A 12,287-nucleotide genomic window follows, 5' to 3' on the forward strand; every position below is an offset into this window, starting at 1 on the left:
CGATCGGTTGTATAGTGCGGAAATGCAGGCCCGATTTTCAATGAATATCTCCCAAATCTATCGGGGAAATCCTTGGTTTGATTGGTTGGAAATTCCATTTCTATTAGATTCGGTAGCATTTGTAGACTGGATTGAAGTAAGCTATGTGACTACCAGTGGAACCACCCGTACTTTAATCACCTATAGCGATTTAGAATCAATACAATTTACCGGCGATGATTTAACTTATGCCATTCCCGATGGAGATATTATTGACACAGTTATGTTTAAGTTTCAACTTGCGATGCATCTGGATAAGTCGCTAGTGCCCAATATGACCTTAATGGGATTAGGACTATTCCGAGATTCTTCCGTAGGGGAATTAACTATAGAAGTAGAAGCGGAAGATGAGACCACGGAGATACAACGTATTGATCTTCTTCCAACTTTTTGCTATAGTCCAATGCTTCCAAAAGGAGACAGAATACCCTTTTCCTTTACTGATAATGGTCAAAATAAGATACTGAAGTCGATTTCGATATCCACACCCGTGGTCAGTAATACGGATATGTATTTGTACGGGCTTAATCTCATCAAAATGACCGAGACGGATGATTCATGGGAAGCAGATCCCATTTATACCTATTCATTTGACAAAAGATCCCGTGATTACCAAAATATGATGCTCAGTTTTTATGCCAACGATGTTGGGTTGCCTACGTGGAATGATCCTGCAGGTGCTTTGCGAGTTGAAAACATACCATGGGTTTCTCAAGTAAGTTATGATATCGACGGAGATATGATCTACGATCTCACCATCACACAATCCGATGGAGAAGGCAAGGGAGATGAGCTTGCGGGCTATTATGGACAACAGATCATCTTTGAAAAAATTGTAGATTTAGATGGGTCCATGACTTTGCATCAAACCCTCAGTAGCGGCACCCCCTATACTTACTTTGAAAATGGGGTAAAGGATACCATCACCTACGATTTTGGAGCTGATGGCACCGATGAACTCATGCGAAAATGGGATACCGAAATTGTCACATATAATATCACAGAAGAAAATTCCTATGAGACGCCCTATCATTTTATTTCCCGCACTCAAATTGTCTCTTTTGAAGAATTAATCGACCAGACGGGTGATGGCAAATTTAATTTTCGCCAAAGAGCCTATCAAAGCCGCACATTCCAGCAGTATGATTGGGATGAGATTAATGTCCATACCAGCATTCCAAGTTATGATGAATTCTTTATTGATAAAGATGGGGAAGAGCAAAACTATTTCCTGACTAACACAACCGTCTTCGATTGGAGTGAGTGGACTACGGGTTATACCACGTCCTATGATCAAGAAGGTGATGGAGCATGGGAAAAAGTGATAGATCGTCAAGATCTCTTCCAGAATGATGAATATTACTTGGAAGAGGGATATGACAACTATATTTTCGAAACCTATTCAACCCGATCTGCGAGTTCCTATGATGTCTATAACGTGACAAATCCTTCGGAAATTTTAGAGACGAAACTCAACGTAACAATCGATTATGGGAATACATTGGTCGAAGACGCCACCTTCTATCTCTTAGGGGCTGATTCTCCCGATGAATGGCTGACCACAGGCAAGTGTTTGAATAATATCACCGGATCTTTTGTGGTAGAGTACAATGTGCCGGTCCCAATCGATCCTCGGATTGAAGTGCCAGAATCCATGCGAATTCAAGAAAATGGTCTTATCTATTGGTATAACAGTAATCCCGAAGAAGACAATTACTATGAAACTGCGTTTATTATGACCGAAGAGAGTGCTAAGGATAATATTGCAGTTGCGGTTTATATCAGTCGCAGCGGTCGTCAGCAAGTATTAACCGATCCCCTTGAATATAAATTGAGTGGTGATGACATCATCGCTTCCCATTGGTTGAATGATGAATATGGCTACGAAGATATCATGGATATTGCGTGGGATAATGCCTGGACCAATTATTTAGCCATGCTTGAAACGGAAGAATATATGACCATGAATGTTATTGATACGGCCGCATCCGCAGTACTTCTAGCAGGAACGGCATTCGCAGGCAAGTTCATAGCATCAGCAGTCATACTATCGGGGCCCGTAGGTTTGATGGTTGGATTCGGTTTAGCCATTGGCTATGTTGCGGGAATGTTAATCTATACAAATTATGTTAGACCTGCCATTGAAGATCTTTTAATTGAGCGAGGTGTGATTGGAGATCGTGCCACCGAAATCGGAAAGAATCCCGATGTGCGGTTTTGGCAAGATTTTAAAACATTCATCGGTGATGGAACGGAAAATTTGGTTGAATCCTTCTCTATTTTCGCATTACGGGATCCAACTCCTTACTATACCGAAAAGGCCTACTTCATGGATACCGATCCCTTCACTTTGGATCTGAATCCTGGCATCGCCAATGAAACGTGGAATTATGCTATTGAATATAACGTCCCTCAATTCTGGGCCCCTCGGGCACGAGATGATTATAAAGGACCCCTTCCTTGGTGGGATAATGTAGCAGCAGCCTTAGATTTAGGAGAGGCAATTAAAAATACGGGATTCTTCACCGCTCCGCAATCAACGGAACTTGCCGCCCTTGGAATTAGTCTCGGAGTCGATGATGATGAACGATCCGAAGTTGTGGCCCAACTGTGGGCTCGAGCGGCCACTTACCGATACCAAGCAGATATGGGATCGGGATATATCGTCAATTCTGAAGCCGAAGCGCTAGAATACTGGATGGTCAAGGCTTTAGAATATCAAGCCTATCACCGCCGCACTTTGCATCAGTTCTTTTATCGAGATGCTCCATGGGGTAAGGAAGGACTTTGGGATATTGAAGAACATCCTACATGGAATACTATCAATCATATTGGACATGTTGAATCGACTTTAGCCAGCCATTCATTCTCCAATATGACCCGTCTTGAATATCAAACAGGAGCCTTAGGAGAACCGACATTGGTCGCTCGCAAAGATACCACCCTCAATTATAATGATTCGAATATCTACGAAGTCGATTATCAAATCATGTGTTTGCTGTCCAAGTATCAAACGGGCTATGCATCGGCCGAAAACTATGATCCTCGCATCTTCTGGAATAATTTAAAGACCCGAGCCATACAAGTGGCCATTGGAATTGCTTCGGCTTGGTGTGGAGGTGCCCTCGGATTAGCAGTTGGAACCAAACTTGGTTCAACTATTGCCCTCAATTCTTACGTCCAGCAATATTTCGCCGGAACCGTATCTCAACAGACCTTAGATCGAATGGTTTCTATTACATTTACCGATGCGTTCCGCCAGACCACAGCTACTATGGCTGCAAATAGTATATTCGGTAAATACTGGTTTGCGGAACAGATGATCGAAGAATTGGTCTTAGAAAATATTGTTGCTCAAACTGCTTTATTATTTGGCTGTGGAGAAGGTCTTGCTGAACAATTGGGAGAAATATTTGGCCAAGTTAATATGCTATCATCCTTCTCAGACATATATATGAATGTGAAGCAAGGAATCGGTTTGTTTGGCCAATTAGGTCAGCGTATTTTCAATTCCCAGCAGAATTCACTCATGGCTTACCGTGCCTCCCAATCCATTGGGCATTCCTTGACCAATATTAAAGGATTATTGGGGATTTCGCAAGATTCCCAGGGTCATATTATCATCCAGAAAAATTTGAAAGCCAGTCAAGATGGCGCCATTTCGACCTTGCAAACCGCGCTTCAGGAGAAACTTCTTCAACAACTGCCCTATGCCAGCGGTGATTTGCTGTGTGAAGATATTCTTCTTGCTATTATGGAAAGATCCATCGATGCCGCCATGCAAGGACCAAATATGGCTACCCATTCGCAAATTTTGGACACGGTGCAGGCCAGCATTACGAAGGATTTCCCCCAAGTTCAAATTAGTATGCGTCAATTCACGCAGCTCTTTAAGCTGAAGGTCGTCAATAGTATCTTGAGTGGATCGAATGACTTGATGAATGTATTGAACGATCAAGATCTCTGGGAACTTGGAGGAGTGGATCTAAACCAAGGCACCTATACCAAGATGCGGCTAGCCAACCACGGATCGAACGTAGAATTCCATGTGAAATATGATGGCCAAGTAGACAAATATGTTGATGGAGCGCTCGTGGGCACCTACTTTGTGAACGATCTTACGGGCTTGGGGGTGGATCTGCGGAGCTTAGGGCAGGTCTTCACCGAGTTCGACATTGTGGAGATGATTGATCCAAAGGATAATGGTGATTTGGATCATGTTATTCAAGTTTTAAAACCGTCCAAAATTTTTGCTCGATTTAGTAGAGATCAAGAAACAACTTCTGTTTACAATCAAGAAATCATTCTCGCAGATGGGGCTTCTGATAGGAATGTCCAATTATTTGCAGAAAAAACCATCCATGATGTGATGACCAATAAAGAATTAATCTCTAAAATTTTGTCCGAAGAAGTATCAATAAATCCGGATCAAAGTGTGTTAATTGATGAATTTAATCATATTAAGGTCAAAGAATTGATCGAACGGACTCAAAATGTCTGGCGAAAAATGTTTATAGCTTGTGATCAACTCCTGTTCAAAGAAGGTAAATCGACTCTCGATGCTAGTAATGAACCTATAAATCAAATAGAATTTGCTAAACAATTCTCCGACTTATTTGGAGATAAATTAAAATATGATGCAAATATAATCCAGACATTGCTTGATTTAAGTCAGATTGGAAGAAAAACGATAAGTTCCAATCACATGAAAGCCTATCGGGCTGATGAGTTTGTTCTACTTCATAATGAAATGCTTTCTTTTCTGGGAAATGCAAATCCTGATTCTCCGCTAAAACTGACTCGCGACCGATTAGATTATATTAGACAAAAGGACACTTTTTCGAGTTCCCTTACCATTTTTGAGGCTCTCATGTTGGATCAAATGAATCGCTATCTTGGTAACATGTTTATATCAGAAGGTGCCTTCTATGACTGGATGAGCACAGGTTGGGTGGAGTTAAAAAGTGATTTTAATTATCGGCAATGGAATGCGCGCAGTGCCCCTCTCTTCCTCAACCATTACCAAGAAATGATCTTCTATGATGCTACCAAGGCAAAAACCGCCACCCTGACTCTAACGATCAATGGGCAACCCGTCCCTGTGAAAGTGGAGTGTGATTCCTATTTCGAAAAGAGGTTAGTCGATACTATTGGGGACCTAATGAAGACCTATCCAGCCGCCAATGAACGCTTTTCACGGGTGTTTGGTAGTGAAATTTTCAAGCATTTGCCCCATAACCTTTTGGCGACGGTGCAAAAACAAGTTATTACGCGCGGAGGTATCAGGATGGCACGATATGATCCTGATATAATTGCTGCTTACACGGGTGAATCAGTTTTCGGAATATTGCAATCCATTGGAACACTTGCGTTTACTACCTCCTCAGAATTGAAAGAGGGAAAAATCTATCTGGATTTAGGGCTCGTGTTTGGGGCCGTGGATGAATTTCGGGGAGTAATGATCGAAGCCTTAGGGTATGACGACTATGATCAATATGGGCAGCATTATGGGGAGAAAAAGGATAACTCGGCTCTGGCCTTGTTGGACGCCCACTTCGCCCAGATCTATGTGGCGCGGGAACAGGCCCGTGATGGCGATCCTGAATCACTCTATACATGGTATCAGAAAAATGCGAAATATATTGGGAAGAATGCGCCATTGCTCACCGAAAGCCAATATAAGCTGTTGATGGAACTCATAATGAAGAATCCGAATGTACCCTTTGAAGAGCTGATGTTAAATCTAGCAGATAATTTTGAAGCTTATGGATTTCAGGATATTGAATCTGCCAAAGCATTTCAAAAAATATTTGGAATTGAAAAAGGTCCTCTTGGATATAAGAGTAATGAAAAAATGGATCCATGGTGGACTAATTATCAGAATTCCAAGCAAGGGATGATAGATGGGAGAATTAATTTGATTAATTCCCAATTGCATTACTTTTGGAGGAAATAATTTTTTTTGTATATATAACGGAATGAGAAGACATGAATCAACACAATTTAAAAGGGATTTTACCCCCATATAATGAGGTATCAGAAGAAAAACAAAAATTCCTTGTATCTATTAAGGATATTATCTTAGATGCTTGGGAAATTTCAAAAAATGGACATCTGATGGTCTATATTGATGAGGAAAAAATCATCAGGCAATTGACAATCGAAATGAAAGAATCATCCAAACAAGCGGAAATTGCCACTTTAATTGATAAAATCCCCCATCATTTCAAACATCTTAATAAATTAATCCTAAATGTTGTTGGGATGGAAAAAATTCCCTTATGGCTTTCTGAACTTCACAATCTTCAACTTCTATCAATTGGAAATGAATCCTTAGGAAAAATAGATATCGAGATTTTTTCATCGTTTCCTAACTTAAGAAGTTTATATTTAAAGGGAAGTTTCTTTTTTATACCAGAAACTATAAAAAATCTAACCGGTTTGAAGATATTAAGTATATCTAGTGTCCCAAATCTAAAATTTTTTCCAGAAGCAATAGGCAAATTAAGTACGTTAACCAATTTATATCTTTCAAAAATTCAAGTTAGAAATTTGCCTGATTCTATTGGACAACTCGAAAATCTTTCCCAGTTATCTATTCAAGAAGCTACTCTCAAAAATCTGCCTGAATCTTTTGGATACTTGCAAAATCTCCAAAAACTCACTCTTCATGAAGTTGCTTTAGAAGAACTCCCCGAATCCATTGGAGATTGCTATCGGCTGAAGGAACTAGATATTAAGGATTGTAACAATCTCACCACCTTACCCAATTCCTTAGGAGATCTGCACAATTTGGAAAGCATTCATATCTATGGGTGTTTGAATTTGGAATCTATCCCTGATTGCATTGCAAATCTTCCTCAGCTCAAGTATGTTTATTTAATTGAAAATCACAAGTTGGAAATCCCCGTATGGACGCAAGCTCTTTTACTAAAGAAATTGGAGACTTTCAATGTAGATGGTTGTAAAACCAAGTGGATGAATCCATAAATTTATGTTTTACCTCTTTTTTAACCGTTTGTAAAGAAAGGCTAGGATTAAAGATGATAAGTTGCCACTCCATCTCCGATTTTTATAAAAATTTGGTGGATGAATTTCAGGGAATGATGATCGAAGCCCTCGGGTATGACGACTATGATCAATATGGGCAGCATTATGGGGAGAAAAAGGATAACTCAGCTCTGGCCTTGTTGGACGCCCACTTCGCCCAGATCTATGTGGCGCGGGAACAGGCCCGTGATGGCGATCCCGAATCACTTTATACGTGGTATCAGAAGAATGCGAAGTATATTGGGAAGAATGCGCCGTTGCTCACCGAGACGCAGTATGGGGTGTTAATGGAACTGTTGATGACCAAACCAGGGAAATCTTTTGAGTTAATGATGAAAGATTTAGCGGTAAATTTTGACTTTTATGGGTTCAAAGATAGAAATGATGCAATTAAATTCCAAGAATTATTTGGAATTGAAATAGATAGAAACTACCTATTTACTGGTTATGGTGAAATGACCCAATGGTGGACTAATTATCGCAATTCTAAGTTTGAAATAATTAATGATAAAATCAATCTTTTCAAATCTGAATTAGATTTCTAAAGCAAGACAGTTTTTTTTTTCTATAACAAAAAATGGTGACATCGTGAAAACAGAAGAATTGAAACAAATTACTTTTCCATTTTCAGAAATATCTGAAAATGAAAGAAATTTCCTAATAAAACTAGATGAAATTATAGAAAAAGCATGGAAAATCAAAAAAAAATCTGGTATGATGATACGAATAAATAATTCAGGAATATTACGAACTTTAGAAATTGATGTAGTTGAAAATGTCGATAATGTGAAATTGATTCATCTTATTTATCAAATTCCAACCTTCTTTCCTGATCTTTTTAATTTGGGATTAAATATTTATGGATTAAAAACACTTCCCAAGTCGTTTAATATTTTTCGACAACTGAAACAAATTTATTTGGGAAATGAATATTTAGAAGAAATAAATAAGGATTTTTTTTCTAATTTCTCTCAATTAAAGAGTTTTGCAATCCGAGGGTTAATGAAATCAATACCGGTGTCGATAGGAAGATTATCAAATCTTGAAAGATTGCAAATCTCGAAATCACCCCATCTACATTCATTACCACCTTCAATTGGGAATTTATCTACTCTTTTTAGTATGACAATTAAGGAAGTCTCTTTAAAAAATCTTCCCGAAACGTTGGGTCATTTGCACAATCTTCAAAAACTCACCCTTCATGATGTTTCCCTTGAAGTTCTTCCCGAATCCTTGGGTGATTGTTATCGATTGAAGGAGTTGGATATTCGGAATTGTAATAATCTTACAACCTTGCCTGATTCGATTGGTGATCTCCATAATTTAGAATCCTTAAAAATATATGGCTGTTTGAATTTAGAATCCATTCCAGATTGTATTACCGACCTCCCACAACTCAAATATGTCTATTTTGTAGAAAATCCCAAACTGGACATCCCTGTGCGGACTCAAGCCCTTTTGCTGAAAAAATTGGAGACTTTTAATGTGGATGGCTGCAAAACCAAGTGGATGAATCCATAAATTTATTTTTTTCACTTGAATTTAACTGGGATGAGAAGATCAAATATTAGCAAAAATACATGGTCTCACCCCATCTCATCCCAGATTTAAATATAATCGATGTAAACAATTTTTTTTTGGGTGGTGAGCAAAACCAATAGTTATGATGTGTTGACCAATTTAATAATCGTCAGATAGGGAAAAAAAGGAATGCGCTCAAAATTATCAGTGATACACTTCTAGAGAATTATCGAAATATGTTAAGTAATAAAGAAGGAGAATGATTTCTTTTTCAAAGATAGGTATCTTTTTTATTGATTTTACATCCAATTCAAAAAATGGTAATTTTATCCTCTTTTTCAATGAAAATTGAACGAAATTCACGATATTTCCCGAGAAATGATCTAATAATGATGCAAAAAAAATTTTTAGATACAATTATATTTCAGTGGTTTTTTGTTTTAACACGCGGATAAAGGTAGAAATAGATTCTAATTGCAATTCTTTTTTGTAAATCAATCCAAAATATAATGGTAATTTCGATGAAACTTCATCTAAATAGAATCGGGTACTATAGATATTTAAGCCTTCGAATTGAAGGTTTATCACCGGCATGATGTTATACATCTGTTCAAATTTGGTGAAAAACTTGATGAAAAGATCCCGAATTTCGATCGCATTAAATTTTGGAGATATATGATAACCCAGCCCAAAACCTTCAGGAGTGAAAACAATTGCAGCATCCAAATCATGAGTTTCTGAAAAAACCCCCAATTGAGAAGATATTTCGTCAAAAATCTGAGGATTGTCAAGCATGCTTTTTGAGAATGCTGTAATGACCCAAACTGGAACATCTTTAGAAGTTCGATACGCTTGATAGCCAAAACCTTTGCAATTCAAGATTTTATGAGCCTGTTCTTTGAATTGGGACATATTTTTCTCAATTATGTCTTGATTGGGAAAATCGGGATCAATCTTGTTATAAAGTATTGTAATATTAGCATCTGGACTAAATTTTTTTACAGCCTCGACAACATTTTTAAAATAAGTAAGACTTTTCTCAATCCAATCTGAATTCTGACAATCCACAACATAAAATAATTGAGCAATTTTTTTGAAATAAAGATCGGGGGACTCGAGGTATTTCAATGTGTATCGATCTTGACCTCCAAAATCCCAAAGAGCTAATTTATGATGTAAAAATTCAGTTACTGAACGTTCCACCTTTCGTGTTGGAGTGATATTCAGAACTGCATCAAATTGACGGAACAGAGTCTTTAAAAGCGATGTTTTTCCCGCTGCCATTAAACCTACTACGGCGATTTTTTTGGGATCATCGGGAATATCTTGTGCCTTCTTTTGGATTTCAGTTTTTTTTTTTTCATTCATCCTATGTTCATAAGTCTTAGGGCGGGTGAACCTAATAACTCATTGGCGAGACTTTTTTATACACGATGTGTATAAAAATATAATAATGGGGGAACAAATCCAGATTAATATCGGAAGATTTTCTAAAATCTGTCAATTGACGCCCAAAGCACTCCGAATTTATGAAAAAAAAGGAATTTTAAAACCCAAAATAGTAGATGACTTAACAGGATATCGATATTATTCTAATGATCAGATTCATCGGGGAATAATTCTATCGAAATTAGCATGGGCCAAGTTTTCATTAAAAGAAATGGAAGAATATTTGGATTTTTATCAAGAAGAAGATTTTCAATCTGCAGAATCAATTTTGAAGAAAAAAATCAATGAATTGGAAGAACAACAAGCTCAAATCTCATTAGCTAAACGTTTTTTATCCAAGATAGTCGAAAAAGATTATTTCACAATTCAGGATGAACGAATTCAGATTAAAATGATCCCTGAATTACGAGTTGTGTCAAAACATGCAATCGGAATATATGGGGACACAATTCCTAGATTGATAGGTGAGATCTATAAATATATTTTCCAGCAACCAAATCAAGAACTAATTCGAATCTCGGGACCCACGATTTTTTTGAGCTTTGATGAGGAATTCAAAGAATTTGATGCAGATATTGAAATTGCGATCCCAGTTACAGGTCCAATTAAATCGTCGGATGAAATAAAGGTCAAAAAATTACAGACAGCAATGATGGCAACAATACTGCATACGGGACCTTATGAGGAGGTAAATGAAGCCTATGGAAAAATATTACTTTATATTCAAAAAAAGAAATGGAAAATAGTTGGGCCAAGTCGCGAAGTATATTTAAATAGTCCTCAAACGGCTTCACCGGAAGAATTATTGACGGAAATTCAATTTCCAGTTGAAATAAACCCAAAGGAACAAAAAAAATAGAAAAGATTCAAGAAAGAAGGAGGCTTTTTTTCTAAGAGAGGAATTTATCCACTTCTAAAAACCCGCTCTCTTTAATGGCTTGATAAAAATTACGAATTTCTTCAACCGGTTGAGGTTTCGACCATTTGTCAAAATATAAACTTAGAGCATGATCATATCCTTCCTTAATCCTTTGAGCTTCCGAGACAAACCCTAAATTATTTTTATCATCATCATGTTCAGCAATGATTTCATCCATTTCAGCAGAAGTTAAGCGCGAATAACTTCCATAATGAATTACACCTTTTTTAATCCGCCCTTTTAGGGGTTTTTCTTTTTCCTCTGAATATCCCAAGCATAATGAAAGATAAGGGAAACAATATTTCGTGGGAAAATTTAAGATTTTATAAACCTCTTTCATATCTTCACGATGCAAACTCGTTGTGAAAAGGGATCCAATTCCAAGGGATTGTGCGGCCAAGGCGGCATTTTGAGCCGCTAACATAGCATCCATACTACTAATAGTGAACCCGCGCAATCCATCAATCGAATCAGCTATTTTATATCCCAACTTTTTAGCAAGATGGAGCCAGCGATAAAAATCGATCACAAAAACTAACGCTTTATTCCCCCCATAGAAATATTTTTTTAATAGCTTCGGATCTTCTATAACAATTATTGAGTAGACTTGTCGGTTCCCCGAATTCCCTGCACGTAACGCAGCATTTAAAATCGTATCAAGAATTGCACATGGAATTTCTTTTTTTGCGAATTTACGGGTAGATTTCAGAGTAAATATTGAGTTTAGTGTTCCATTTTCCATTTTCAAATCACCATGATAATTTTACTTTTCTTCGGAATATTTTCGAAGATTCGTGAACAAACGTTCAAGATACGCCTCAAATTCATCAATTTCAGCATTTTTAAAACCTTTATAATACAGAGCATTCATTTCTGCAGATATTTGCTGATATCCCGCTTCAATTTCTTTACTACGTTCCAAAACATAAACTAACTTCTTTCGCTCGTTACCAACAGGATGTTCAATTTTGAGATATCCATCGTTTCGCATGCGTTTTAGCATAGCAGAAAGTGTAGATTTACCGAGAGACGTACGTTTTGCTAAATCTCGAATAGAAATCCCGTCTTGTTCCCACAATGCGAACAAAATTCGCCCTTGTCCGGGATTGATTTCGATATTGTATTCTTTTAACTTTTTTGAGAAAATCCTGCCTGAAATTTGATGTATTCGTGAGATCAAGAACCCACCTTTGCGTACGACCTTCATTTTCCTTTCCAAATAACTGTTCTTTGAAGAATTGTTCTATGTCGAACAATACCATATAACATATAAATACTTTTTCTTATTAAAACTTTAGCCAGTTATAAA

General features: G+C 37.5%; 8 protein-coding genes (1 of these 8 running past the window's edge). 5 read left to right on the forward strand and 3 right to left on the reverse strand.

Going from position 1 to position 12,287, the window contains the following annotated elements; genetic code table 11:
- The 4 genes from NEF87_RS03145 to NEF87_RS03160 form a co-directional block, all read left to right on the forward strand.
- Window positions 1-5,995, forward strand: partial view of a hypothetical protein gene (locus tag NEF87_RS03145; protein ID WP_457918608.1) — the 3' portion only. Its footprint begins 22,805 nt before the window's first position; the window shows 5,995 of its 28,800 coding nt (coding positions 22,806-28,800); its start codon lies beyond the left edge, outside the window; it ends in the stop codon at window positions 5,993-5,995.
- A gap of 32 nt (window positions 5,996-6,027) precedes the next feature.
- Window positions 6,028-7,029 carry a leucine-rich repeat domain-containing protein gene (locus NEF87_RS03150; protein ID WP_457918609.1) on the forward strand — a complete coding sequence of 334 codons (1,002 nt, stop codon included), beginning with the start codon at window positions 6,028-6,030 and terminating at the stop codon, window positions 7,027-7,029.
- A gap of 113 nt (window positions 7,030-7,142) precedes the next feature.
- Window positions 7,143-7,634, forward strand: a complete 492-nt coding sequence (locus NEF87_RS03155) for a hypothetical protein (RefSeq protein WP_457918610.1) — start codon at window positions 7,143-7,145, stop codon at window positions 7,632-7,634.
- Between the two features lie 43 nt (window positions 7,635-7,677).
- The gene (locus NEF87_RS03160) at window positions 7,678-8,610 is read left to right on the forward strand and encodes a leucine-rich repeat domain-containing protein (RefSeq protein ID WP_457918611.1); all 933 of its coding nucleotides are present in this window, start codon (window positions 7,678-7,680) and stop codon (window positions 8,608-8,610) included.
- A 417-nt stretch (window positions 8,611-9,027) separates the two neighbouring features.
- On the opposite strand, the gene NEF87_RS03165 is transcribed toward NEF87_RS03160, so the two are convergent.
- On the reverse strand, window positions 9,028-9,978 hold the full coding sequence (locus NEF87_RS03165; RefSeq protein WP_457918612.1) for an ADP-ribosylation factor-like protein: 951 nt from the start codon (window positions 9,976-9,978) through the stop codon (window positions 9,028-9,030).
- 85 nt (window positions 9,979-10,063) lie between these two features.
- Between NEF87_RS03165 and NEF87_RS03170 the strand changes: the two genes are divergently transcribed.
- Window positions 10,064-10,918 (forward strand): MerR family transcriptional regulator, encoded by an 855-nt coding sequence (locus NEF87_RS03170; RefSeq protein WP_457918613.1) that lies wholly within the window; start codon window positions 10,064-10,066, stop codon window positions 10,916-10,918.
- A 31-nt stretch (window positions 10,919-10,949) separates the two neighbouring features.
- On the opposite strand, the gene NEF87_RS03175 is transcribed toward NEF87_RS03170, so the two are convergent.
- Both NEF87_RS03175 and NEF87_RS03180 read right to left on the reverse strand, forming a co-directional pair.
- A complete protein-coding gene (locus NEF87_RS03175; protein ID WP_457918614.1) occupies window positions 10,950-11,720 on the reverse strand; it encodes a nitroreductase family protein in 771 nt (256 codons plus the stop codon).
- A gap of 21 nt (window positions 11,721-11,741) precedes the next feature.
- Complete coding sequence (locus tag NEF87_RS03180; protein WP_457918615.1) at window positions 11,742-12,185, reverse strand: MarR family winged helix-turn-helix transcriptional regulator; 444 nt, start codon at window positions 12,183-12,185, stop codon at window positions 11,742-11,744.
- Window positions 12,186-12,287 lie beyond the last annotated feature (102 nt).

It is taken from the genome of Candidatus Lokiarchaeum ossiferum (assembly GCA_025839675.1).
GTDB classification, from domain to species: Archaea; Asgardarchaeota; Lokiarchaeia; order Sigyniarchaeales; family Promethearchaeaceae; genus Lokiarchaeum; species Lokiarchaeum ossiferum.